Annotated in this window: 15 protein-coding genes and 2 pseudogenes; 3 read left to right on the forward strand and 14 right to left on the reverse strand. The window is 58.7% G+C overall.

Annotated features, from left to right (window positions below):
- Positions 1-253 precede the first annotated feature (253 nt).
- The 8 genes from DTW90_RS28445 to istA form a co-directional block, all read right to left on the reverse strand.
- Complete coding sequence (locus DTW90_RS28445) at positions 254-7,645, reverse strand: hypothetical protein (RefSeq protein WP_149342742.1); 7,392 nt, start codon at positions 7,643-7,645, stop codon at positions 254-256.
- Between the two features lie 412 nt (positions 7,646-8,057).
- Positions 8,058-8,492, reverse strand: a complete 435-nt coding sequence (locus DTW90_RS28450; RefSeq protein WP_246665085.1) for an enoyl-CoA hydratase-related protein — start codon at positions 8,490-8,492, stop codon at positions 8,058-8,060.
- A gap of 7 nt (positions 8,493-8,499) precedes the next feature.
- Positions 8,500-9,246: a hypothetical protein gene (locus DTW90_RS28455; RefSeq protein ID WP_246665086.1), complete on the reverse strand. Its 747-nt coding sequence runs from the start codon at positions 9,244-9,246 to the stop codon at positions 8,500-8,502.
- A 1-nt stretch (position 9,247) separates the two neighbouring features.
- Positions 9,248-10,441, reverse strand: a complete 1,194-nt coding sequence (locus DTW90_RS28460; protein ID WP_149342744.1) for a CoA transferase — start codon at positions 10,439-10,441, stop codon at positions 9,248-9,250.
- Between the two features lie 164 nt (positions 10,442-10,605).
- Positions 10,606-11,652 carry a LacI family DNA-binding transcriptional regulator gene (locus tag DTW90_RS28465; RefSeq protein WP_246665087.1) on the reverse strand — a complete coding sequence of 349 codons (1,047 nt, stop codon included), beginning with the start codon at positions 11,650-11,652 and terminating at the stop codon, positions 10,606-10,608.
- Positions 11,653-11,751: 99 nt separating this feature from the next.
- On the reverse strand, positions 11,752-12,063 hold the full coding sequence (locus DTW90_RS28470; protein ID WP_188080088.1) for an aldo/keto reductase: 312 nt from the start codon (positions 12,061-12,063) through the stop codon (positions 11,752-11,754).
- Positions 12,064-12,190: 127 nt separating this feature from the next.
- Entirely contained in the window at positions 12,191-12,949 is a 759-nt protein-coding gene (gene istB, locus DTW90_RS28475; RefSeq protein WP_149342747.1) for an IS21-like element helper ATPase IstB, read from the reverse strand.
- The gene (istA, locus tag DTW90_RS28480; protein ID WP_188080095.1) at positions 12,946-14,427 is read right to left on the reverse strand and encodes an IS21 family transposase; all 1,482 of its coding nucleotides are present in this window, start codon (positions 14,425-14,427) and stop codon (positions 12,946-12,948) included. The genes istB and istA overlap by 4 nt, the downstream gene beginning before the upstream one ends.
- Before the next feature lie 489 nt (positions 14,428-14,916).
- Between istA and DTW90_RS28485 the strand changes: the two genes are divergently transcribed.
- Positions 14,917-15,315 carry a helix-turn-helix transcriptional regulator gene (locus DTW90_RS28485; RefSeq protein WP_149342751.1) on the forward strand — a complete coding sequence of 133 codons (399 nt, stop codon included), beginning with the start codon at positions 14,917-14,919 and terminating at the stop codon, positions 15,313-15,315.
- A 213-nt stretch (positions 15,316-15,528) separates the two neighbouring features.
- Here the strand turns inward: DTW90_RS28485 and DTW90_RS28490 are convergent, their stop codons facing one another.
- The 3 genes from DTW90_RS28490 to DTW90_RS28500 form a co-directional block, all read right to left on the reverse strand.
- Positions 15,529-15,990: a hypothetical protein gene (locus tag DTW90_RS28490; protein WP_149342753.1), complete on the reverse strand. Its 462-nt coding sequence runs from the start codon at positions 15,988-15,990 to the stop codon at positions 15,529-15,531.
- A 12-nt stretch (positions 15,991-16,002) separates the two neighbouring features.
- On the reverse strand, positions 16,003-20,634 hold the full coding sequence (locus DTW90_RS28495) for an RHS repeat-associated core domain-containing protein (RefSeq protein ID WP_246665089.1): 4,632 nt from the start codon (positions 20,632-20,634) through the stop codon (positions 16,003-16,005).
- A gap of 155 nt (positions 20,635-20,789) precedes the next feature.
- The gene (locus DTW90_RS28500; RefSeq protein ID WP_188080089.1) at positions 20,790-21,113 is read right to left on the reverse strand and encodes an RHS repeat domain-containing protein; all 324 of its coding nucleotides are present in this window, start codon (positions 21,111-21,113) and stop codon (positions 20,790-20,792) included.
- A gap of 492 nt (positions 21,114-21,605) precedes the next feature.
- On the opposite strand from DTW90_RS28500, the gene DTW90_RS28505 reads away from it, so the two are divergent.
- Positions 21,606-23,111 (forward strand): hypothetical protein, encoded by a 1,506-nt coding sequence (locus DTW90_RS28505; RefSeq protein WP_149342758.1) that lies wholly within the window; start codon positions 21,606-21,608, stop codon positions 23,109-23,111.
- A 169-nt stretch (positions 23,112-23,280) separates the two neighbouring features.
- On the opposite strand, the pseudogene DTW90_RS28510 reads toward DTW90_RS28505, so the two are convergent.
- From DTW90_RS28510 to DTW90_RS28520, 3 genes and pseudogenes are all read right to left on the reverse strand, one after another.
- A pseudogene (locus DTW90_RS28510) lies at positions 23,281-23,744 on the reverse strand (ATP-binding protein); the annotation flags it as partial.
- 77 nt (positions 23,745-23,821) lie between these two features.
- Positions 23,822-24,022, reverse strand: a pseudogene (locus DTW90_RS38090) (ATP-binding cassette domain-containing protein); the annotation flags it as partial.
- A 13-nt stretch (positions 24,023-24,035) separates the two neighbouring features.
- The gene (locus DTW90_RS28520; protein ID WP_149342760.1) at positions 24,036-24,587 is read right to left on the reverse strand and encodes a hypothetical protein; all 552 of its coding nucleotides are present in this window, start codon (positions 24,585-24,587) and stop codon (positions 24,036-24,038) included.
- Between the two features lie 122 nt (positions 24,588-24,709).
- Here DTW90_RS28520 and DTW90_RS28525 point away from each other — a divergent pair, with 122 nt between their 5' ends.
- Positions 24,710-25,291, forward strand: coding sequence for a TetR/AcrR family transcriptional regulator (locus DTW90_RS28525; RefSeq protein ID WP_132528272.1), 582 nt, complete (start codon positions 24,710-24,712; stop codon positions 25,289-25,291).
- Positions 25,292-25,391: the final 100 nt, after the last annotated feature.

Raw genomic sequence — 25,391 nt, forward strand, 5'->3', positions numbered from 1 at the left:
CCTCCATCATTGCGCGGCCGCCGGTTCATCGGCTCTCGACAGGAATAAAGAAGGAGCAACGGTTAACTGTCAACAATTTTTTGTCGACAAAAGACAATGCTCGTTCGTCCCGACATGTCGATTTCGATTTTGGGGCTGATGGAGCTGTAAGCGATGGGCGCCGCGCCGGCACCGGCTTACCAGAATCACTGCGCCGGAGCCATGAAAAGCTCCGGCGTGCGTCGTGCGTGCGGTACCTGTCCGATGTTGAGGATCAGCTCGCCATATAAAGCGAAATGATCGTCGCGATCTGATCCTGGCTCAAGGACTTCATCTGCGTATCCATCAGGGTATCCAGCTGGTCCCGCGACAGATGCGTAATGTCGCCAGTGGACAGGCCCGTCAGACCGGCCGAACTGAAGGATGCGATATCCTGAGTGGAGAAGCCCGCCAGCTGATCTGTGGTCAGCGCCGCCACCTGCGTTGACGATAGGCCGCCGACCTGGTCTGACGTCAGAGCCTGGGCCTGCGCCGTCGTCAGCGATGCGATGGCCGCCGTGCTCAGACCCGAGATGGCACCCGTGCCCATGGCAGCGATATCTGACGTAGTGAACTGCGCAAGGTCGTCCGTGCTGAGAGCCAAAAGCTGCACAGTGGTCAGGGCGCCGATCTGCGTCGTTGACAGTGCTGCGATCTGACCCGTGCTCATATGGATAACCTGACCGAAGCTCAATCCGCTGATCTGGCCCGTCGACAGAGCCGCAATCTCGTCGTCAGAAAGGGACTCGATAACCGCATCGGACAGCCCTCTTATGGATGACGGGTTGATCGACTGGAGTTCCTTGGTCGAGAATCCCTTCACATCATCCGTCGATAGACCCGCCAGGCCCGCCGCGCTCAGGGCGGCGATCTGACTGGTGGAAAGCGCATTGATCTGATCTGCGCTCAACGCTGCGACCTGATCGCTGCTCAGGCCGGCAATGACCGACGTGCCCAAGCCGGCGATCTGGGAGGCGGAAAGTGACGTGATGAATTCCGTAGGCAGCCCCGTTATGGCATTGGAGTTGAGTGCTGCAAGTCTTGTGCTGGAGAAGCTGTTCAAGTCCTGCGCCGACAGTCCCTCCACGCCAAGCGAAGTCAGCGCGTTAAGCTGCTTGGTGGAAAACGATCCGATCTGATCGACACTCAAGGCCGCGACCTGATCGCTGCCCAGGCCGCCGATGCCGTTTGTGCTCAAGGCAGCGATCTGACTGTTCGACAGAGCTTCGATATCCGCCGTATTCAGTGCCGCGACCTGGGCGCCGCCGAGAGCGGCGATCTGGGCTGTCGTCAGGGCGCCCACCTGATCCGTACTCAAAGCGGCGATCTGCACACTCGTCAGGCCGGAAATGCCCGCCGTGCCAAGACCGGCGATCTGGTCAGGCGAAAGTGCGGCAAGCGTGTCCGTGGACAGGCCCGATATCGCTTTGGAACTGATCGCGGCGATATCGGCAGCGGAGAAGGCCGCGAGATCGTCGGTTCCCAGCGCCGCGATCTGACCAGAGTTGAGCGCGGCGACCTGGGCTGTCGTCAGGGCTTCGACCTGATCGGTGCTCAAGACGGCGATCTGATTGGTTGTGAGGCCGGAAATGCCTGATGTGCCGAGGGCGGCGATCTGCGCTTGCGAAAGAGCCGCAATCGTGTCCGTGGACAGGCCGGAGATCGCATTGGAGTTGATGGCTGCGATATCGCTCGGCGAGAAAACCCCGAGATCATCGGTTCCCAGAGCAGCGATCTGCGTGGAGTTCAACGCGCCGACCTGGGCGTTCGTCAGGGCTTCGACCTGTTCGGTGGTCAGCGCACCAACCTGGTCCGTCGTCAGGCCTGCTATGCCATTCGTGCCCATGGCGGCGATCTGGCTGGCCGAAAGAGCCGCTATTTCGTCTGTTCCAAGTGCTGCAACCTGCTTGGAGCCGAATGCGCCGACCTGAGCGTTCGTCAAATCTCCGATCTGCGCGGTGCCCAATGCGGCGACCTGATCGGTGGAAAGGCCGGCGATGGCGGCTGTCGACAAGGCGCCGATCTCATCATCGGTCAAGGAGGCTATGCTATCGGTGGACAGGCCCGATATCGCGCTTGAGTTGATCGCCGCGATATCCTGCAACGAGAAGGCCGCGATGTCGTCCGAGCCCAAGGCGGAAATCTGCGTCGAGGTGAGAGCGGCGACCTGCGCCGTCGTCAGCGCTGCGATCTGGTCGGAGTTCAACTCGGCCATCTGGTCGGTGGAAAGCCCGGCAATGGCACCCGTGCTGAAGGCGGCAATCTGATCGGTCGAAAGCGCCGCGATGTCGACCGCTCCCAAGCCCGAAACCTGTTTGGAGGTCAGCGTGTGAACCTGGGCCGTCGACAAGGCTTCGATCTGAGCCGGCTTCAAGGCGGCAATCTGCGCGCTCGACAGGCCGGCAATGCCAGCTGCGCTGAGTGCGGCGATCTGATCCGTCGTGAAGGCGGCCAGCGCATCCGTCGACAAGCCTGCTACGGCGCTTGAGCTGAGCGCGGCAATATCCTTTGTCGAAAGGGCTGCGACGCCCTCCGGGCTGAGGGATGCAAGCTGCTTGGACGTCAACGCGGCAAGCTGGGCTGGCGTCAAGGCTCCGGTCTGTTGCGTGCTCATGGCAGCAACCTGCGCAGCCGTCAGGCCCGACGCAGCGTTCACGCTCAAGGCGGCAATCTGCGCTGTCGAGAGGGCCGCGACGTCGTTCGTGCTCAGGGCGCCGATCTGCGCCGAATTCATCGCCGCGACCTGCTTGGTAGACAAGGCGCCGATCTGATTGCTGCTCAATACCGCCGCCTGCTTGGCGGAAAGGCCCGAGATGGCGGCTGCGCTAAGGGCCCCGATCTGAGCCGACGAGAGGCCCGCTATGATATCCGTGGAGAGCCCGGATATGGCGTTCGAACCGATAGCCGCGAGGTCCTGCGTCGAGAACATTGCCACATCGTCCGCACCCAAGGCCGCAAGCTGCGTAGAGCTCAGGGCGCCCACCTCGGCAGACGTCAGCGCCTGGATCTGGCTGGCGCTGAAGGCCGCAATCTGTTTGGTCGAAAGACCCGCAATGGCCGATGTGCTGAAGGCGGCAATCTGGTTCGTCGACAGGACAGCGACCGCGTCCGTCGACAGACCCGAAACGGCGTTCGGATTAAGCGCTGCAATATCGGCCGTTGAGAGCGCGGCAACGTCGTCTGTGCTGAGGGCCGAAAGCTGTTTGGAACCGAGTGCGCCGAGCTGGGCTGCAGTCAAGGCCCCGACCTGGTCAGTGCTCAGGGCCGCGATCTGGGTGGTTGTCAGGCCAGCTATCCCGGCTGTGCTGAGAGCGGCGATCTGTGCCGTCGTGAGAGCGGCGATCGTATCCGTAGACAAGCCCGCTACGGCGCTTGCGTTGAGTGCCGCAATATCCTTCGTCGAAAGCGCTGCGATGACATCCGTTCCGAGCACCGCAAGCTGCTTCGAGTTAAGTGCGCCGAGCTGGGCTGCCGTCAGGGCGTCCGCCTGCTGAGTGCTTAGAGCACCAACCTGCGCTGTCGTCATGCCCGAAACGGCACCCGCGCTCAGGGCGGCAATCTGCGCCGTCGACAGGGCCGCGACGTCGTCCGTGCTCAAGGCGGCGATCTGTGCCGAACTCAGCGCCGCAACCTGCTTGGTCGACAGCATGTCGATCTGACCGGTGCTCAGGACAGCAGCCTGCTTCGTGGACAGGCCCGAGATGGCGGCCGCGCTAAGGGCGGCGATCTGGTCCGACGAGAGGCCTGCTATGATATCAGTGGAAAGCCCGGATATGGCGTTGGACCCGATCGCCGCGAGATCCTGCGTCGAGAGCAGTGCCACATCGTCCGCATCCAAGGCGGAGAGCTGTGTCGAACTGAGGGCGCCCACCTCGGCAGGCGTGAGCGCCTGAATCTGGCTGCTATCGAGGGCGGCAATCTGTTTGGTCGAGAAGCCCACGATGGCGGACGTGCTGAAGGCGACGATCTGGCCAGTCGACAGGACCGCGATCGCGTCCGGGCTCAAGGCAGCCGCCTGTGTCGAACTCAACGCCGCAATCTGCTTGGTGGACAAGGCTGCCACCTCGTCAGTGCTCAATGCATTGATCTGGTCCGTCGTCAGGCCTGCGATCGCAGTGGTGCTGAGGGCCGAAAGCTGGTCCGCAGAAAGTGCTGCAATAACGCCTGTGCTCAGGCCCGATATCGCCTTTGAGTTGATTGCAGCGATATCGGCTGTCGAGAACGTCGCTATGTCGTCCGCGCCCAACGATCCCAGCTGCGCGGAACTCAACGCAGAAACCTGGGACGGGGTCAGCGCTTCAACCTGCGCAGCGGACAAGGCGCCGATTTGATCAGTCGTGAGGGCCGTAATGGCGCTTGCACTCAAAGCTGCGATCTGATCGGAAGAAAGCGCCGCAATGGCGCCTGTTCCCAGACCCGGCACAGCCTTGGCGCTGATCGCAGCAATATCGGCGGTCGAGAACGTCGCCAAATCGACCGCACTCAAGGCGGCGATCTGATTGGAAGAAAGTGCTGCGATCTGCTTTGTCGATAGCGCTGCGGCCTGGTCGGTGCGCAGAGCGGCGATCTGATCGGATGACAGGCCTGCAATTGCGCTCGAGCCCAAAGCGGCGATCTGGTCAGGCGAGAGAGCCGCAATGTCATCGAGCCCCAAGGCTGCTGCCTGCGCAGAACTCAGCGCCGCGAGCTCGCCGGTAGACAATGAGGCAACCTGGTCGGTGCGCAGGGCGGCGATCTGGCTGGGTGTCAGGCCCGCGATTGCGCTGGTGCTCAAGGCGGCGATCTGGGCAGCGGAAAGGGCCGCGATGGCCGCTGAACTGAGGCCCGCAGCTGCCTTGGTGGTGATCGCCGCCATATCGTCAGTCGAGAACGTCGCTATGTCGTCGGCTCCCAGTGCCGCAAGCTGGGTGGAACTGAGCGACTTCACCTGCGCGGCGGATAGCGCCCCCACCTGCGCGGTGGACATGGCATCGATCTGATCGGTCCTCAGAGCAACGATCGCCCCGGTCGCCAAAGCCGTAATCTGTGCGACCGAAAGAGCCGCGATGGCCGCCGAGCTAAGGCCCGCCACTCCGTTGGAGCTGAGTGCAGCCATTGCCGTCGTCGAGAGGGCATGAATATCGTCCATATTCAGGGGCGCGACCTGCGCCGAGCTGAGTACCGCAACCTGCTTGGTGGACAGGGCCGCGACCTGGCTCGTTTTCAGAGCGGCGATCTGGTCGGACGTCAGGCCGCTGATGCCGGAGGCGCTGAGGGCAGCGATCTGGTCCGTTGAAAGACCGGCAATGTCAGCGGTGGTCAGAACGGCGACCTGTGCCGCGCTAAGCGCGCCGAGCTGCGCGCTGGACAAGGCGTTGATCTGATTAAAGCTCAGGGCTACGACCTGAGTGGTCGACAGGCCGCCGATCGTGGAATTGCTCAGGGCGGCGAGCTGAGCCGCGGAAAGGGCTGCGATCGCGTCCGTGCTCAGGCCCGATACGGCTTTCGCAGCGATTGCCGCTATGTCGGAAGTCGAGAAGGCCGCTAGGTCGGCCGGACTGAGGGCGGCGAGCTGCGACGAGTTCAGCGTGGCAACCTGCGTGGACGTCAGCGCCGCTACCTGGGCCGGGGACAACCCGGCCAGCTGATCGGACCGCAGGCCCGTGATCGCGCTTGTGTTCAGGGCGGCAATCTGCGCTGCGGAGAACGCGGCAATTTCGTCCACCGTCATGAACGCGATCTGATTTGGCTTAAGCACACCGACCTGGGCTGTCGTGAGGGAGGCGACCTGTGCGGCGGAAAACGAGGCGACCTGTGCCGTCGTCAGGGCAGCAACTCCCGCCGTGCTCAAAGCCGCGACCTGCGCGCCTGAGAGTGCGCCGAGTTGGTCTGTCGTTAGCCGCCCGACCGTGCTCGCATTCAGCGCGGCGACCTGCGCCGTCGACAACGCTGCAATATCGCTCGTGGACAATCCGGCTGCTGCCGCAAAACCGATCATTGCCATGTCGGCGGTCGAGAAAGTGGCGATGTCTTCCGTCCCCAGCGCCGCAAGCTGCGTGGAGCTCAACGCCTTTACCTGGGTGCTCGTCAACGCCTCCACCTGAGCGGTGGACATGGCGCCGAGCTGGTCAGTCGTCAGGCTCGCGATCGCTCCGGTGCTCAAGGCGGCAACCTGCGCCGTCGACAGCGCGGAAATATCATCTGCTCCCATGACCGCGAGCTGCGGTGCCTTGAGGGCGGCAACCTGGGACGTGGTCAGGGCCCCAATCTGTTTGGTGGACAGGGCCGTGACCTGGTCGGTCGTCAGGCCCACAATCGCCGTCGCGCTCATAGCCGCAACCTGCGCAGTCGTCAGGGCCGCAATGATGTCAGTGCTCAGGCCCGTTATGGCCCTGACATTGATGGCCGCCATATCGGCCGTCGAGAAAGTCGCGATATCGTCGGCTCCAAACGCCGCAATCTGAGTGGAGCTCAGCGCCTTCACCTGGCTGCTCGTCAATGCGCCAACCTGCGCGGTGGACATGGCACCCAGCTGGTCGGGCGTCAGGCTTGCAACCGCTGCCGTGCTTAGGGCAGCAACCTGCGCTGTCGTCAGGGCGGAAATATCATCCGCTCCCATGACCGCAATCTGCGTCACCTTGAGGGCGCCGATCTGAGCCGTCGTCAGAGCTGAAACCTGTTGGGTCGACATGGCCGCAAGCTGGCCAGACGTCATACCGGCAAGGGTACTCGTGTTCAGGGCAGCGATCTGCGCAGTAGACAGCGCCGCGATAGCGTCGGTGCCCAGACCCAATACGGCCCTGGCGGTGATCGCCGCCATATCGGCGGTCGAGAAAGTGGCGACGTCTTCCACGCCCAGTGCCGCAATCTGCGTGGAGCTCAGCGACTTCACCTGCAAGGACGACAAGGCCTGGACCTGGTCGGTGGACATGGCATCGAGCTGGCGGGACGTCAGACCTGCAACCGTTGCCGTATTCAGGGCCGCAACCTGTGCAGTCGACAGTGCGGCAATATCGTCCGTGCTCACACCGGCAAGCTGCGCCGCCTTGAGGCTGCCGATCTGAGCCGTCGTCAGGGCTGCGAATTGGTCGGTAGAGAGGCTGGCAATCTGATTGGTCGTCAGGCCGAAGAATGCGCTTGTGCTGAGAGCCGCCATTTGCTGGGGCGTCAGCACCGCGATGGCGCTCGTCGACAGGCCCGGTATGGCTCTGTAGCTGATCGCCGCCATATCGGCGGCCGAGAAGCCGGCGAGATCGTCCGTGCTCAGAGCAGCGAGTTGCGAGCAGCTGAGGGCAGCCACCTGAGCGGGCGTCAGGGCGTCCGCCTGGTTTGCTGAAAGCGCGCCCACTTGCCCTGTCGTAAGCCCGGTAATCTGGCTCGTACTCAAGCTCCCGATTGCGAATTTGCTCAGGACGGCCAGTTGATTGAAGGTGAGACCGTCGATCGCGTTTCGCGAGATGGCGCCCAGCTGCTGGGAATTGAGGACCGCGACATCGTCCGTGCTCAACGCTGCGACCTGGTCGGCCGTCAGCGCATTGATCTGATTCGTGAACAACGAGGCCACATCATCGGTCGTCCACTTGGCAATATCGGCCGTCGAAAGAAGCCTGATCTGACTAGGAGTCTGGGAAGAAACGATCGTGGTCATGCATCAAAACCCTTACGTTCATCAAAACAGCAGCGGCCAGCGCGGCTGTCCAATCGGGCTCTGAAGAAGCCATCAACTATCCAGACCCGACGTCTAATAACGCAGGCGTACCCATACTGGCTTGCCCGAAGCTGGAGGTTGACAAGGTTGCAGGCGCTCCTCTCACGCTTGTAGAAATCGGAAGTTCTCGCCACCTTGTTTGGGCGACTTTCCTGTAGGATTAGGGACGCGTTATCGCTTGGGTTTTGTTCAGATTTTAAGCCGTACCTGAAATCGTCGACGCACTGGATTGAACCCAGCGGCTTGGCTCAATGCCGCGCCGCATCCTCAATTTCCCGACGCGGGAATCGCGTGAGGTTTCCAAGCGTTCTTCGAAAACCCTGGATGAGAACGACCGTCTCAGCCACAACAACTACCTGCGATGAAAGACCGGCTGGCGCTTTTCCCTAAAGGCAAGCCTCCCCTCCGCAGCATCAGCCGTTGCAAAGCAGATCGTCTGCAGATCGCGTTCGTATTCGATCGCCTTTTCGATTGGCATGGAGACCGCTGCCTTGAGATTGAGCTTCGCCGTTTCGGCCGCGATCGGCGCACGCGACGCAATAACGGAGGCCAGGGCGCGGGCACGGGGCAACAGGCCGGCCAGAGGCACAACCTCGCTGACGAGATTCCATTGCAGCGCCCTTTCGGCAGAGATCGGATCACCGGTCATCAGCATCATGGCGGCATTGGAGGCGCCGATCGAGTGGGACAGATGCGCAGCCATGCCGCCGCCGCCGATCCAGCCGAGTTTTATCTCTGGCGCGGCGAACTGCGCGTTTTCGCACGCGATGCGGATATCGCAGGACATCGCCGTCTCAAGACCGCCGCCGAAGGCATATCCGTTGACCGCGCGGGGCTGAGTAATTGACGTAGCCGTAGATCAGCGGGCAGAGGATGACGTCGTCATGGGTGGCCATATGGCCAAGGATGCCGATGGGGTTGTTCTCTCGCACAGACGATGGGCTGCGGCCAGCAAGATCGACCATGAGATCGTAGACGGCGCGGCCGGTCCCGGCAGAGACCAGGATATCCGGATCGGCCTCTGCAGGCGGCTCGCCAAAGGCGGAGGCAATCGACAGAAAGGAGAGAATGGCATGGGGGCCGGCAAGCGATAGCGCCACCTTGCCGGTAGATGCAGAAAGGCTGGCAACCTCATCCCAGATAGCCGGAACGGCACCTTCTATCAGGTCGTTGCGGCAGGCCATGACTTGCGTGGCCGCATCGAGCGGTAGTGCCCAATGCGCGCCGGCAAATCGGTAGCTCGCGAGCGACGGGCCGATACCGTTCTTCTCCAACTGCGCAATGACGTCGGCACCAAACACGTCTTCCAGGGGCAGCAGACAATCACCCGCAACGGCCTCGCCGACATGCGGATGGTCGAGAACAACAAGGTCGTAGCGGCTGCAAAGATCAGCAATCGGATGGGATTCGAAGCCCTCCAAGGGCTGCTTGTCCCATGTGATCGACAATCCGTTTTCCGCCAGCGCCGGAAGACGGGAGGCCGCCGCCAATGCATTGTAGCCGCGGGGATGGTCCCGGGTCAGGGCCTTGAGATGCTGCATGTCACAGCTCTCCCGAGGCAATCGCGCCGGCGCGCTCCAGTGCCTCGATCTTTTCCGCATCATAGCCGGCTTCCGCTAGAATTTCGCGGGTATGCTGGCCGGTGATCGGCGCGCCGCGTTCAACGGTCGATGGCGTCTTCGAGAAGCGGATGGGGAAGCCCGGCGTCTTCACCAGCCCTTCCGTCGGATGCTGATACTCGACGAAAGTGCCGTTGTGCTTGATCTGCTCGTCCTCGACGAGATCGGCATAGCCATAGACCGGGCCGCACCAGATATCGGCGGCGCGCATCAGCTCCAGCCATTCGGCCGAGGTCTTCGTCTTCAGCCGTTCGCGGGTCTTCGCAAAGATTTCGTCCCGCCGACCCCAGGTGTCGATCTCGTCGACCATGGTGAGGAAACTGTCCTCGCCGATCACCTCCCCAAGCGTCTTCAGCTTCGGGAAGGCGACGATGATGAAGCCGTCGCTGGTTGAAAAGGCACCGTAGGGCGAGCGGATATAGACATGCGCATGCGGCTCGGCCGAGCGCTTCTGCGGCTTGTGGCCGACGGTAAAGACCGAAAGCTCCTGCATCTGGATCGTACTGATCGCATCGAGCATATTGACCTGCACGAGCTGACCTTCGCCGGTGCGCTCGCGGTGGAAAAGCGCCGCCAGAGCGCCCTCGAAGGCGGTATAGGCGGTTATCGCGTCGACGAGATATTGGCCGGCCGCCGTGGGCGCCTCACCTTCCCGGCCGGCCGAAAGCATGGCGCCGGACATGCCCTGCAGCACGAGATCCTGTCCCGGCCGGTTCACATAGGGCCCGTCCTCGCCGTAGCCGGACATGGAGACATAGACCAGCCTTGGATTGATCGCCGACAACGACTCGTAGTCGACGCCGAGACGCTTGGCGACGCCAGGGCGGTAGTTCTGCAGGAAGACGTCGGCGGTCTTGACGAGATCGAGCAGCACCTGCTTGCCATCAGGCGACTTCAGGTCGATGGCGAGCGACCGCTTGTTGCGGTTGAGCGAGAGGAAGGAGACATTGACCTTGTTGCCTTCGGCGCCACCGGCCGCGACATGCCTCTGCCACTCGCCGGTCACAGGCTCGACCTTCACCACATCGGCGCCGAGATCGCCCAGTCTCTGCGCGGCGAAGGGACCCGCCATCGCGATCGAACAATCCAGCACGCGTATGCCCGACAGAATGGCCATGACAATCACTCCTCCACAAGAGTTCCCATTTTTATTGTCGCCAACTTACGCTTTTCAATGAGAATGTACAGAGTGAGCGCTAACATTTTAATGCAAATCTTGATGACTCGCTGCGGCGTGAATCACGCTCTGCGCTTGTCGAAGAGAGAAGTTTTGGAGGAGGCTCAGCCGCTCTCGCGGATCATCAGCTTGAAGCCGACGTCGACGGATTTTTGTTCGGAAACAACGCCCTGCATACCCTCAAGTAACAGCCTGCCGGCCTGCCGGCCGATTTCGTCGGAGGGAACGAAGACCGTCGTCAGGGATGGATTGAGCTGCTTGGACAACTCAAAATCGCCAAAGCCAGTGATCGCGAGCGTCCGTGGCACCGCAATTCCAAGCCGCGCGCTTTCCAGCAACGCGCCGGAAGCAAGCACGTCGCTTGAAAACATGATGGCATCGGCATCGGGATAGCGTTCACGCGTCTGCTGCAGAAGAACCGCGCCGGACGCCATTTCCAGCGGAAGCTCTGTCGAGACGTGCAACCGTATCTCCTCGTCCGGATATCGTTCTGTCATGGCAGCCACGAACCCGTCTCGGCGTTCGGTCGCACGGCTGTCGCCTTTTCGCAGGACACCGCTGAAAACGATTTGGCGGCGGCCGCTTCTCGCGAGATGATCGACCATTTCAGCGATGGCCGCCTTGTTGGAGAAACCAACGAGCCTGTCGAGCGGCTTCGGTGTCAAATCCCAGCCTTCGACGATCGGGATACGCGCACGTTTCAGCAGCGCAACGCTGTTGCGGCTGTGGTGGGTGCCGATGATGAAAATGCCGTCCGGGCGACGGCCGAGAAGGCTGCGGATAACCTCTTCCTCGCGATCCGCCCGATAGTCGGTGTAGCCGAGAAAGATCTGGTAGCCTGCGCTGTGCAGGACCTCGGAAAAATGCTGGATCGTCTCGGCGAAGATCGATGCCGACAGCGTCGGGATGATCGCGGCAACCATATTGCTGCGCGCGGAGGCGAGATGGCTGGCGGCGAGATTGTGCACGTAATGCGTCTTTTCGATCGCTTCCTGGATCTGCTGGCCGGTGTCGGCGGCTACCGTTTCAGGAAAACGCAGATAGCGCGAAACGGTCTGCATCGATACGCCCGCGGTAGCCGCCACCTCGGCCATGGTGACGCCCGTACCCTTTCGTCTGGTCTTTCGGGCGCGAACCGGTATCTCCGTCACGCGATCTCCTCATAAAGCTATGACTTTCTTTAAGTAGAAGGCAGCGCCCAACAGTGTCAAAGCAAAATCAAAGCCGATACGTCTGTTTCCAGTAACCGATCAGCGAAGAGCAAAGGGCGCGCAGCCGGAGTAGAGCGAGGCATTGATGGGATGGGCGAGCGAAACGACATTGCGTTCGACGATCGACGGAGTTGCCGCGCCGATCAGCACCGAAGCGACAACGGGGCTTTGCAGCGGAAACCGCATGGCGACTGCGGGCAGATCGACGCCTGCCCCATTGACCAGGGACTGAATTTTGCCGACGCGATCGCGAATATCGGCCGAGGCCTCGACGTAATCGAAATACGCACTGGGCGCCGGGCCTGTCGCAAGGATGCCGGAATTGAAGACACCGCCAGCCACCAGTGTCAACGGCGGAATAATTTCCGGCCACGGGGCGGAGCAAAAGTCGGCCACTGTTGCGCCGGCCTGAGACCGCCGGGAGGGCGTAGCCCGAGCGGGGGTCTCAGGCCGGCGCGGCGATTTTTTGAGGGGTGTTTTAGCCGGCCTTTCGGGCGCGGCTTTGAGCGAGACGATAGCTGTCGCCGTTCATCTCGAGGATGCCGACGTGGTGGGTGATGCGATCGAGCAGCGCGCCGGTGAGACGTTCGGACCCCAGTGTTTCCGTCCATTCGTCGAAAGGCAGATTGCTGGTGATCAAGGTGGCGCCGCGCTCGTAACGCTGGGAGATCAGCTCGAACAGCAGTTCGGCGCCGGTCTTTGATAGTGGCACAAATCCCAGCTCGTCGATGATCAGCAGCTTGTAGGCGGCCATCTGCTTCTGGAACCCGAGCAGACGCCGCTCGTCGCGCGCCTCCATCATCTCGCTGACCAGGGCCGCCGCCGTCGTGAAGCCGACGGACAGGCCCTTTTGGCAGGCGGCCAGGCCGAGACCGAGCGCGACATGCGTCTTTCCCGTGCCGCTCGGGCCCAGCACAATGACGTTCTCGCGGCGCTCGATCCATTCGCAACGGGAAAGCTCTAGCACCTGCATCTTGTTCAGCTTGGGGATGGCTGTGAAGTCGAAGCTGTCGAGGCTTTTGACGACCGGGAATTTGGCCGCCTTGATCCGACGTTCGACCTTGCGGCGGTCCCGTTCGATCATCTCCCGTTCGGCAAGCCGGAACAGGTAGCCGACATGATCGACGCCTTCGGTGGCGCATAGCCGGGCCAGCTTCTGGTGCTCGCGCTGGAAGGTCGGCAGCTTGAGGGTTTTGAGATAGTGGCCAAGCAGGATCTCTGGCGCGTCGCTACTCATGCCGCTTCTCCCGCATCAGATGACAGGAGGCGCATATACGCCTTTGCTGACGTCTTCTCGACAGTCGCCCTCGGCAGGTAGGGATAGATCGCCAGGTCCAACCGCGGCGGCCGGCGCTCGACCCGGCACAGGATCAAATGCTTGACCGCATCGAAGCCGATCGCGCCGAGCTGTATCGCCTGCTTCACCGCTGCATGTAGATCGGCAAGGTCGAAGCTTTCCAGCAGGCGCAGAACCTGCACGTATTCTCGCCGCCCATGCTTGGCCATGCGGCCTTCCATCAGCAGGCGCAGCGTCGCGAACTCGTCTGGCAGATCCCAGCCCTGCAATGGAGCCGCCTGATCCAGAGAATTGATCTTCCGCTCGATCAGCGGCAGGTAATGGACGGGATCGAAGACGACGTCTTCCCGTTCCCAGCACCGCGGATGACGGGCGATGACCTCGCCACGGCAGCCGATCACCACCTGATCGACATAGCCCCGGACCCAGACGTCCTGATGGCCGTAGGCGACCGGTACGGAATAGTCGTTCGTCTTGTAGCGCACCAGCGATTGGGCCGTCACAACAGCGCTGGCCTGGTCGCAGGCATCAAACGGCGACGCCGGCAAGGGACGCATGGCCGCAAGATCGCGCTGCAGCCGTTCGCCAATCGCCTCGCTCTCGCCCCGCAGCTTGTCGCGCTGGCGTTTGCGGCACTGATCTTCCAGAAAAGCATTGAACGCATCCCATGTCGGGAACTGTGGGATCGGTACCATGAAGTTGCGACGGGCATAGCCCACGAGACCCTCGACATTACCTTTATCGTTGCCCTTTCCCGGACGGCCATAGCGATCCCGGATCAGGTAGTGGGACAGGTAGCCGCTGAACAGCGCTGCCCGCTTGCGTGTGCCGTCGGGCAGGATCTTTGCCACCAGGCAACGGTCGTTGTCATAGACGATCGACTGCGGCACGGCCCCGAAAAACGCAAAGGCGTGGACATGACCATCCACCCAGGCTTCGGCCACTGCCGCCGGATAGGCACGCACATAGCATCCGTCGCTATGAGGAAGATCCAGCACAAAGAAGCGAGCTTTCTGCTCGACGCCGCCGATGACCACCATCGCCTCGCCAAAGTCGGCCTGCGCACGGCCCGGCGGATGTGACAGCGGCACGAACACCTCCTGTCGGCGCTGATCCCGCTCTCGCATATAATCCTTGATGATCGTGTAGCCGCCGGTGAACCCGCATTCCTCACGCAGGCGGTCGAATACCCGCTTGGCCGTATGGCGCTGCTTGCGCGGCACCTTCAGGTCTTCATCGAGCCACTGCTCGATCGTCGAAACGAATCCATCCAGCTTCGGACGCCGGATCGGCGAACGTCGCTGATAGCCGGGCGGTGTCGAATACGACAGCATCTTGGCCACGCTGTCGCGCGATACGTTGAAATGCTTTGCTGCCTGACGCTGCGTCATCCCTTCGGAAACAGCCAGGCGAACCATCAAATAAAGTTCCACGGTGTAGATCCCCTGTCCCTCCTGCGATCATTGCAGAAAGGAAATAGGTGGCCGGATTTTACTCCGCCCGCGGCTGGACTATTCCGCCGCTACCGTGGCCGACTTTTCCACCGCCGATCTCACACGGGCCTATTCGGCAACGCGCAGACCGCATTCACCAAGCGCATCTGTTCGATGGTTTCACATTTTGCCTCGCGTAAATACCTTGATAGTACGATGCTTACTTCCGGCGGAAATGCCGAAAACGATCTTTCCATCGCCCAGAGATTTTGTGCGGCGAAGGCCCCAAGCGGATCGCCCCTGCTCTCCGACAACCCCGCTCGATCGACCGGTCATTGTTGCGCCCGTAGCGATGACGGCAGATCACGTAAGAATAGGACTTCGGTCTGAGATGACCGTTGAAACCTCTTTTGCCATTGTCATCGGCGTCGGCTCGCAGGTAGGTTTCGTCGGCAAAATTGAGGACTTCGACATATGAATGATGCGAAAGTGATCCAACAGACTGACGCCGAAGTGGGTGCTCGGATTAGAATGCGACGGAGAGTCCTCGGTATGAGCCAGCACGAGCTTGCTGGAAAAATCGGCGTCACATTCCAGCAAGTGCAAAAGTACGAAAAAGGGTCAAACCGGGTTGGGTCCAGTCGCCTTCAGTCGATCGCCTCGGCGTTGCGCGTCTCGCCAGCAACACTATTCGGAGAAGGAGAGCAGCAAAGCTCCAACTCTCAGACGTTCAATTTTGATGAACTCGATGATCTTCTTATGACCGACGCTCTGGCGCTCAACCGTGCCTTTCGCAAAATTGGGAAACCCGAAATCCGTTCCGCGGTTATTGAATTCGTAGAAAGTCTGGGGAGCGTCAAGCCAAGTGAATAGCTATCGGCTGCGGTCGCTCATGGTCTTACTGGCGAATTCGAGAAACAAATCTCTGAGCATCAACCGAAATTCTAGGGCCGGAATATTCGCAACCACTTCAAAAGCTAACGTCGCGCATCTCCATCGACCTAAGCAGGCTCACTTCTTTATCCTTCCTGGTAAACACAGGGCGTCACCATGCCGGAGACGCCCCAAAGAATCAGTCGACGCTGGTTAAATTTCAACAGTTATCGTTTCACATATTAAGGCCAAAGAAGCGCCATAAGAGGAATAAAGCCTAATGAAGAAATTGGCTTCGTAAGCCTTTTGCGCTTGCTCAATCTCAGCCCTACGTCGGTCTGTGTCGGTGTTTGGAACGACAGGCTTGAGGATGTCCCAAAAGCCGGGCTCACCATTCTGCTCGGCCGGCAGATTCTTTTCACGGTTTACTTCGATGTCGTAAACAATCGCGGAAGGCCAGAACTGCGCAATATTAAGCATTTTTACGCGCTCAAACCTTATCGAAACAATTTGATCCAGGGTATTCAATACACCTATCAGCAACGTTCTTTCCACGCTTGCATTTGATTCGTCGGTCTCCCGATAGGCAAACTCCACAATCCGCCCATCGTGATAGGGGAAGCCTCCGAGTAAGAAGCCATTCTCTAGCTCCCAAGGAATTGTTTGTTTGGTCATCGGTCTACACCTTTATGGTATGTCAAAAATAAACGGGATTTCCGGCAGTTCGGGTATTTCAGGGATTTCAGGACTTGTCGGTGCTGTTTCCGGATAACCAAGTGGTGGCGGCGGGTCGTCCGGTAGTGGCTCCCTACTCAGACACCTGTTTTCACTAGCAGGTGGGCTACCGTCAGGAGGCCTGGTCCAGTCGTGGCTGTGGTCACCAGCTCCAATCCCTGATTCGTTGGGATGGGGAAGGTCTCGGTCTGTTTGAGGATAGCCATCCGGACCATAGAAACGACTCTGCTTTCGCCCGACAATAGTCGATCCGGGTGGTCCCTGGAACGGCGGACTATGTACTTGTGATGCCAGCCCATATGGATCCGAAAGGCTAATTGGATTTCCTTGACTATAGGCAAACAGATTACTCGATTCGTCTGTTTGCTCCCCAATGGGATCTCGGCTGAGCCAGCGGCCTATCGGACCAGAATAACCTCTGTAAACGGCCAACATAACCCCGCTTTCTTTAATACCAACGAGGCCCGAATAGCCAAAATCTGTGAGCCTAGGAGCGGCGTTTGAGGCAACGCCCCAAGCATCGTAGTCGTATGCGGGTGCATCTGTGGTGTTTTCAAAAACGCGCCGAATTGATCGAGATTGATCCACGCCGTAGAATAACGACGGGTTTACAGCTCCAATGACAAACTCCCCCTCGCCAAGATAGACTCTCGCAGGGTTGTAGGATGCGTCACGCTTCTGACAAAGATCCTTTCCGCACCAGACATATTTTGACGCGACAAGGTTGTCCGTTGTGGAAGCCTCGTCTATTTCAACACGCCGTCCGAGACCATCATAGGCAAAGCGTTCTATGTCGCCAGGTTGGGCCGTGGAGCTGATACTAATGAGGCGATTGTCTGCGTCCCACGAGTAACTCCTAGCGCCATCAGAGATTAGATTGCCATTGAGGTCGTAGCTGTAAATTTGGCCGGACGCACTTGTGACCTCATTGAGATTATTGAATGCTGCTGTCTGAAGGGTGGGGCTTGGCTCGATGATCGCGGCATCGCTTGTCTGCGTAATGCCAGTGATAAAGTTTTCCGGTGTCGTGTCGAACGTGAAATTCGTGAACTGCCCGCTCGTCAGCCCTGTATTGGCGATGCCAGCCAGACGCCGATCATGCGTGTTATCGAGATAGCTCCAGACTGTTTTGAGCGTCGATGTCGTCGGCAACAACTGCCGGACGGTCAACTGCTGGGTTTGGCCAAGGTAACTGAGTTCAAATGCGCCGAGGTCGCTTGAATGATTGATAACGCGCCCGATGGCATCATAGGCCCAAGTCTCCGCTCCGCTGCCGGAGATCTGACGGCTCGCTGATCGCCCGAGCGCATCATAGCCATACGTGATCGTATGTGAACAAGTGGCAGCGCCTGCGCCGCGAAAGCATTCCTGAGCAAGTTTCTGTGCTCCATCGACGAAGGAGGGATTGTAACTGTAGGTCGTCGTTCCCACGCCATCCGTCATAGACGCGATCCGCTGGAAATAGGGATCGTATGTAAAGGAGACATTGGGCGTCGGATTAACAGCGTTTAAATAGGTCAAGCCGGATAAATTATTGTCGATCGTATAGGTGTATTGCTTGGTCTGGCCGAGCGCATCGAGCACGCTTTTCAAGCGGCTTGTGGTGTTTTCGTAGGTGTAGGCGACGACGCTGTGGTCGGCATAAGTTTTGGATATCTGCCTATCCTGGACGTCATAACCCCAAGCTGTAACGTTTTCCTTCGGATCGGTGAGCGAAGTGAGGTTTCCGGAGGGATCATAACCGCGTTTCGTCATTTGCCGCATAGGGTCGACGATTGCGGTTAGTCGTCTGTTGGCATTGTATTGATATTGCCAAAGCCGCCCTTCACGATCCTTGTAGGAGATAAGGTCTAGCCGTTGATAACCATATCGTTTGGAGGTTCCGTCCGGATAGGTGATCTTAGTAACCCGGTCGGCCGCATCGTAGTCGAAAGTGACCGTCCAGCCCTCCGAGTCCGTATAGGATCGGATACGGTCGAACGCGTCGTAGGTATAGGTCGCGGCAGTGGCATTGTTCGCGTTGGTGATTGACGCGAGATTTGCGGCACCATCATAGTGAAAGGACGTCTTTTCTCCGAGCGTGTCAGAGAAGGACGCCATCTGTCCTGCTGAATTGTACTCAAAGGTGCTCGCACGACCAGCCGCGTCCGCAAAGTAAACGGGCCTATGCCGGTCATTGTAGACGAATTGCGCCAGGGTGGAACGGGCCCCAAATTGATCGGCTTGGCTGACGGCAGCTATATCAATACCATCCGTGTAAGAATAATAGATGGTGCGGCCGTAGGGGTCGGTTGCCTGTGTAATATTCCCATTGCTGTCGTAAGCGTATGAACTGATCTGGGTGGTGCCATCATCAAGGACTCGCCCGATTGCGATTGGCCTGTTGTAAGAGCCGCCATATACAGAACCCGTGGAATCCGTTTGCCCGGGGTAGTTATACCAGACGCGATTTTCGAGAGGATATTTTTCGCTTTCGATCGCCGTGCCCTTTATGGTCGAGCCCGGCATATGGACGAAATGACGAATTCGAGCCTTCGTGTAGTCGCAGCCACCGCTATCGCCGCAGTTCGCCGTGACATAGGCACTTTTGTCCCAGTGAAAGCTGTTGCGGTAGACCAAATATCCGTTCGTGGGTGCAACGGGCATCCCGACTGGGACGGTAGCAACGGGATCACTGCCAGGGATGGGCGCCGGTTCTAGCCACTCTTCCCGCTCCTTGTTTCCAAGAGGATCGGTAATCTGAACGAACCGAGGCGGTGCTGACGTCCCAGGGGCCGTATAGCTAAAATTGCTCGTTCCATACGGCGTGGTCAGACTATTGATCAGCGAGTTGGCATCATAAGTGAAGCTCGACGTCAGACCGAGAATGTCGGTGATGGAGATCAAACGACCTAGCTCGTCATAAGTCAGCTTTGCTCGGCGGCCGAATGGGTCGGTGATGCTGCTCACAAGAAGGGGACGCCCGTCAATCTCATAACTGAAGGTCGTATTGCGGCCAACGGCGTCGGTGACCGAAGTCAGGCGCTTCAACCGGTCGTAGTGCAACGTTGCCGCATTGCCTTGCGGGTCGATCACCTTCGTCAAAAAGATCTTGCGCGGATAAGCGACGCTTCCGTCGGATTGTTCATAAACCTCGACGCTGCCATCGCGGAGCTGGCGATGGTAGCTGATCGCCGTCTGCGATGTGAACGAGAGGATCGATCCGTCGTCATCCTGCGCAGCAAATGAGTGATGGACGGCGTCATATCCGAGATAATAGAAAGCGCCTCCCGATCCCAGAACGCGCGACACGTTGGCGCCAGGGTTGGTGGGATCGTCGATGACGTAGCTCTGCCAGTTCAGCGTCCATTTTTGGCTGATATTATAGTAGTCAAAGTTTGCGGGCTGGCTGTCCTCGCGCTGATTATAGCTTAGACTGACCTTCATCGACGGACCGATGGGCGGTACATAACCGACCGGCATATCGGACAGCGTGACGCTCACGCTCGATTCCTTGATGTTAACGACGCAGAGAGGACAACCCGCAGAGGGATCATTGTTGTCGTTCTGGCCGGAGGAGTTCCAGTGCGACTGATTGGGATTATTACCGGCTGTCGGCGGGACCACGGGCGATTTTGGATCGGCCGGAGTCGACCCAGGGCCATTGGCCAGCGGATCACCTGCGTCACCCTTACGGGTCTGGTAGGTCTCGCCCCGTCCGTGGACGGACGCCGCTTCCGCGATGGTAATCGATTTCCACCTGTCGTCGAACACCGCCGCAGCCGGGACCAGGAAATCGCCGCTTGCCTCCGCGTCAAGGGCCTCAGGCGTCATCCAGATATCTGCGTTTGGGAAGACGGCGTCCCGGATGTGATACCGACCGTTTTCCTTGCTGGTGATTGTCGCGAAGTGCCCGACTTTCCAATGAACAATTGCAGGCACAGGTACGGCGTCGCCAGGCAAACGATGCACAAGGCGATAAGCGAGCTTTAAGCCGTCCGCTAGCCCGGCGACCTCAGCGAGCGTCGTCCCGTTCGGACCGGGATTGTAGAATTGCAGAAAATTCACAGTGCTGGGGTTGGCCTCGAGAGCGAGCATCAGGGCGCGGAGCGCCAATGGCCCGCAGTTGAAAAGATGTGCCTGTTCGTTGCCGGCGAGAGCCAATGTTTCCCGTGCGGTCTGAATCAACTCCGTCGCAGAGCCTGAAACCTTCCGATTGCCCAGCCGCTCAAAGAGAGCTCTTAAATCCTCTGTCTTTCCAAGGCTCGCCTCCAGGTTCGCCAACTCGCCGATCGATCGATCGACTAGTGCGTGCCCCTCAGGTGAGGTGGCGTCATCTCCTTCCGACCAAGCATTGTCCAAAGCGACGATTGCATTGGAAAAATATCCGTCATGCAGATCGGCAAGACCGACGTTTGTCCAAAGTGCGGAAGACCAGCCGCTGTTGGGGTGAGCCGCAAGAAAGGTCGTAAGACTGGAAAGATCCGACGGTGTGGATCGATGTCTAAACGCTTCAAGCGCAAAGGAAAGATCCTGATCTTCTGCGGGAGAGGTTCCGTGCGTTGGAATCAACGGCTCATAAAGACCGGGTACCGTCGCAGACATCGTGGAATCTCTGATCGGTTCGGCTAAAGCCCCCGATGTCAGGGAAATGAATCCGGACAAATAAAAACCTAGGACAGCCCAACGATTGAGAGACATCTCTGATTTCTCTTTCCGATTTAGATTACCGTTCACATCAGCAAGATTAAGAACACTGGTTACGGTGCGGTCCAGGAAAAGCAGCCCCAGGTCCCCGAACCCCAGATCGGTTGGGTGGACGACGATGTTTTCTGGGTGTCACCTCGTCCAGCCTGGTTCGAAATCGTCACGGTTGGGTCGGCGGTGATCGTCTCCTGGGAGACGCGATTGCCGCTTGCATCGTAGGCGTAGAGAACGCATTTGCCGTCGCTGTAGAGGTTTGTCGTCAAACGCCCGTCGGAATCATAGCCATGCGCCGACGATTTTGTATCGGCTGTTGCCGGAAAAGCACTCGCAAAAAGTGCAATTAAAACAAGAGCCTCTTGGAAAAACCGTACAATCATGGGGGGCATTTCCTTCAGTTTGTTCGTCGCCTTTGCGCCAGATCGGATTGTTAAATTACCAATTTCGATTCAGAGTTGAGCCGAACCGGGCTCACCTCCGGAAACCACATCGTTCGAACCTCGATGCTTTTTATAAAAAGAAACTTCATATAGATTGCATGATACGGAGTACTATACAACGCAAAACAGTTAATCACTTTAAAAATTTCGGAGCAGCGCTGCGCGCAGTTTAATAATTGTGCGGCTTGTATTTCATTGTCAATCTTCATAATAATTGGATTGGCAATTATTACTTTAGTTTTTATTGACGGCACCTCTTCGCAGTGTCATTGTTATTGCAGATTTCAAATGTATGGTCGTTCACAATGGCATTATTGGTTGCAGCTTTCATCAGGAGTTTTCGCAACCTGTCAATGCATTTCGACGCAAGCATTATATTGTCAACCGGCTTGCGGTTAAGGCCGCGAGCTCAGGGTCTTCAGGGGGAACACCGTGCGACAGCAGCTTGGTAAATCCGTAACATTCGCGGCGTTTATTGCCGCTCTCAGCCTCGCTGGCGGCGCCTATGCCCAATGCAGTGTTCCTTACCAACTGAACAACGGGCAGGTCGCAGATGCGACGCAAGTTATGGGTGATATGAACGCGCTTGCGGATTGCGTCGATGATGGTGCGCCAGCCGGAGCCGCCAATAGCGTACAGGTGAATGGCGGCGGGACGCTCGCTGGCGTCGGCCCCTTGACGGATGGCCAACTCCTCATTGGTTCCAGCGGGAACGCACCACAGGCCTCAACGTTGACTGCCGGACCTGGCGTCACAATCACCAACGGACCCGCAAGCATAACGATTTCGTCACAAGGTGGGCCGGCTGGCCCGTCCGGCACGGTGCAGGTTAACAACGCAGGATCATTTGCCGGGTTGCAGCTAAGTGACGGGATGATCATCACTGGCGTCGGCGCGAGCTTCAGCGCGACCGCGAAGTCCTCAAATTTGACGCTTTCGGATGGAAACCTGGTCGCCACTTCGACAAATGCGTCGTACGCTGCGGTCCTGGGCTCTAATTCGCAATCGAGCGGGAAATTTTACTTCGAGTTTCAGAACGTCAGAATCACGGACAGCAATAGCGGAATCGGGCTCGGGACCGCAGGAACCAATTTCGCCAGCTATCTCGGAGCGAATGCACAAAGTGTCGGTCTGGAGCCCAACGGGGGCGTTTGGTTTAATGGACACCAGGTTGGCACAGCCTCGGCCGTGCCCGTCGGGGCCACCGTTTCTATTGCCTTGGACGTTACGAATAAACTCATCTGGTTTCGAACAAACTCTGGACTATGGAATAATTCGAGCGCCGCAAATCCTGTTACAGCTGTCGGCGGGTTCCCTTTCAGCACGATCGGCAGCTCGGTCCTTTATCCGGCAGCGATCTGGCGTGAAGCGCTCGGCACGACGCAAATCGCAATGACATCAGCCTCTTGGATTTCTGTCGCGCCAAGCGGGTTTGGCCCGTGGGCGCCTCCCTCGACGCCGACGGCGGTTAACGTTTCTGGAGCCGCAACGTTATCTAACGACGGCACGCTAACCTCGAATGCCAGAGCGGCGCAGTCGACGCCAAACAATCCGACAGGCACCACGAGTGTTGGTACCCAAACCATGCAAGGTCTTGCAGGTTCAATCACACCTGGAGCTTCAGGACGAGTTTTGTTCATGGCGTCTGGCGATGGCTTCAATACCGCTGCCATCGGTCAAGGCTTCATCGTGCAGCTTCGCTACGGGACTGGCGCGACGCCTGCCAACGGTTCCGCTATGGCCGGAACTCCTATCGGCGGGGCAGTGAAGGGTGTGACAGCGGTCGTCTCGTCCGCGCAACAAATCCCATTTGCTGTTCAAGCTTTGGTACCCAATCTGACGCCTGGAACGGCCTATTGGTTTGACCTTGGTCTTGCTGCCATTGGTGGTGGGACTGCGGCCATCGAAAACGTGAGCTTGACGGCCGTTGAGATGTGAATGTCGAAAATTAGATTTCGTGTCGACCTCGGATCGGCATGTCTCAGCATCTTAAATGATTGAAGCTACGGCTATGCGTGTTGGTTTCCACGCGGAACTGAGCCGGTTTTTCCACCGAGAAGTGAGCCACCTCTGAGTATGGTTTTCTGATCAGGATTTGGTCAAGGGATTAGCTTTTTCTCCTCTCTTCTGGGCCCGCGGCGGCCGAGCTGGCTTTGAAGCGAAAGCTATCGTTGCCGGTTTCGAGGATATGACAACGATGGGTGAGACGGTCGAGGAGAGCGGTCGTCATTTTGGCATCACCGAAGACGGTCGTCCATTCGCTGAAGCTGAGATTGGTCGTGATGATGACGCTGGTGCGCTCATAGAGCTTGCTCAGCAGATGGAAGAGCAGCGCTCCGCCTGAGGCACTGAACGGAAGGTATCCGAGTTCATCGAGGATCAGTAGATCGAGGCGCACCGATGTCTCAGCAATCTGTCCTGCCTTGCCCTTGGCCTTTCCTGCTCAAGGGCGTTGACCAGTTCGATGGTCGAGAAGAAGCGGACTTTCCGGCGATGGTGCTCGATCGCCTGAACGCCGAGAGCGGTTGCTATGTGGCTTTTGCCTGTGCCCGGTCCGCCGACGAGCACGATACGGCCATCAGGACGTCTGGGTCCGGGGCTATGTCGATCAGGTGGTGATCGGCTGCCGTGGCGAGGTCATCGCCCGTCATCCGCTTGCCGCCAATGAAAAGATCGCCCGAGGATATTTCCTCCAATCCGGCGATGCTTCGAAGCAAGGTCGACTTGCCGCAGCCGGACGGGCCGACGAAGACGGTAAATTCGCCGCGCTCGATGGTCAGCGAGACATCGTGGATGACGTCGACGGCGCCGAACTTCTTGTGAACATGGTCCAGTACGATTTGCGACATGAAGACTTCCGTTTCAGCCTTTGACAGCGCCGACGGCGATGCCGTTGACGATCTGCCTCTGGAAAATCACGTAAATGACGACGATGGGTGCTGCCGCGAGCACGATGCCGGCGGTGACGTCGCCGAGTTCGACGGACGCCTGATAGCTGCGGTTGCCGTTCATGGTTCCCCTGATCCAGGGGTCAAGCGACATCCAGTGGCTTTCAACGAGGAATTCGCCATCGGCTAATTCCGGGACATCCACCGATTGAAGCTCGAACAAATCCCGTGAAGCCGGACTTGTGGGGCTCTCCGGACGCTTTGCCAGAACGAAACGTCGATTTACTGTCGAACCAATGATCGCCATGGCGAACAATCTCCAAAAGAAAGTGAAATTTGAAAATGAATTGCGGGAAGCGGCCGTGGCGTCGCCCTTGCGATAGTCGTTTTTAAGCTCGTCGAGCTTTGCCTTGAGGTCCTCGTCAGTCTGCATTCCGAAGATGCCGGTGCCGATGCAGAGCTCCGAAACCGTCAGCCCGTTCGGCTGAATTTTGTGTATTTCATTGCGGCGTCCTTTCGCAGCCACGCGATCAAGTGGCCGCTGGAAGTCAACTATAGTGATCGCTATATTTGAAAGGGCTGGAAGTCGTCAGGAATTTTTTGTAGTGATCACTATATATGACAGATATCTGAAGGCGGATCTGAGGCATGGCACGTTCGAGGGCATTTGATGTGAATACGGCGATCGAAAAAGCGACGACGCTTTTCTGGCAGAACGGCTACGATCGTACATCGCTCGCCGACCTGACTGCATCGATCGGCATCAAGCCGCCGAGCTTCTATTTCGCTTTCGGCAGCAAGGACGGCCTCTTCAGGCAGGTTCTCGGCCGCTATTATGACACCTATCTCGGCTATGCCGAAGAGGCGCTGAAAGAGCGCACGTCCCGCCGTGTTGCCGAAGTCATGCTTTACCGACTTGCCGAAATTTATACGGACCCGTCCCATCCTCCGGGATGCCTTGCAGTCAGATGTGCAATGTCTGGGTCCCAAACCGGCGAAGCCGGCGACAGCAGGCACTTGGAACTGCGCGCTGCTCGCCGGGCAAGGCTCCGGCAACGATTGGAGGAGGCCGTTGCAAGTGGTGATTTGCCGCCTGAGACGGATCCGGAAGAACTCGCAAAATACCTGCTGACAATCGGGTGGGGCATGGCTGTGGATGCACAATCGGGCACCAGCAGAGAAGACCTATACCGGACCGTCGCCCGCGCTCTTCAAGCTTGGCCCACCTGATATTGGGAACGGCACAAATCCGTTCTACTAAGTGCTTGTATTCTTTGAAAAAGAAAGCGAGGTATGATTCTAATGCCAGGGCAAAAATTGATTCTGCGTC

Source organism: Neorhizobium sp. P12A (assembly GCF_008365395.1).
GTDB lineage: Bacteria > Pseudomonadota > Alphaproteobacteria > Rhizobiales > Rhizobiaceae > Rhizobium.

What these genes read in the sequence shown, in the direction of transcription:
- DTW90_RS28500 (WP_188080089.1), bottom strand. Translation starts at nt 21,113, where the DNA reads ATGATTGTACGGTTTTTCCAAGAGGCTCTTGTTTTAATTGCACTTTTT.
- DTW90_RS28525 (WP_132528272.1), top strand. Translation starts at nt 24,710, where the DNA reads ATGGCACGTTCGAGGGCATTTGATGTGAATACGGCGATCGAAAAAGCG.
- DTW90_RS28450 (WP_246665085.1), bottom strand. Translation starts at nt 8,492, where the DNA reads ATGTCCTGCGATATCCGCATCGCGTGCGAAAACGCGCAGTTCGCCGCG.
- DTW90_RS28455 (WP_246665086.1), bottom strand. Translation starts at nt 9,246, where the DNA reads ATGCAGCATCTCAAGGCCCTGACCCGGGACCATCCCCGCGGCTACAAT.
- DTW90_RS28490 (WP_149342753.1), bottom strand. Translation starts at nt 15,990, where the DNA reads ATGACCAAACAAACAATTCCTTGGGAGCTAGAGAATGGCTTCTTACTC.
- DTW90_RS28495 (WP_246665089.1), bottom strand. Translation starts at nt 20,634, where the DNA reads ATGTCTGCGACGGTACCCGGTCTTTATGAGCCGTTGATTCCAACGCAC.
- DTW90_RS28460 (WP_149342744.1), bottom strand. Translation starts at nt 10,441, where the DNA reads ATGGCCATTCTGTCGGGCATACGCGTGCTGGATTGTTCGATCGCGATG.
- istA (WP_188080095.1), bottom strand. Translation starts at nt 14,427, where the DNA reads ATGGTTCGCCTGGCTGTTTCCGAAGGGATGACGCAGCGTCAGGCAGCA.
- DTW90_RS28485 (WP_149342751.1), top strand. Translation starts at nt 14,917, where the DNA reads ATGAATGATGCGAAAGTGATCCAACAGACTGACGCCGAAGTGGGTGCT.
- istB (WP_149342747.1), bottom strand. Translation starts at nt 12,949, where the DNA reads ATGAGTAGCGACGCGCCAGAGATCCTGCTTGGCCACTATCTCAAAACC.
- DTW90_RS28445 (WP_149342742.1), bottom strand. Translation starts at nt 7,645, where the DNA reads ATGACCACGATCGTTTCTTCCCAGACTCCTAGTCAGATCAGGCTTCTT.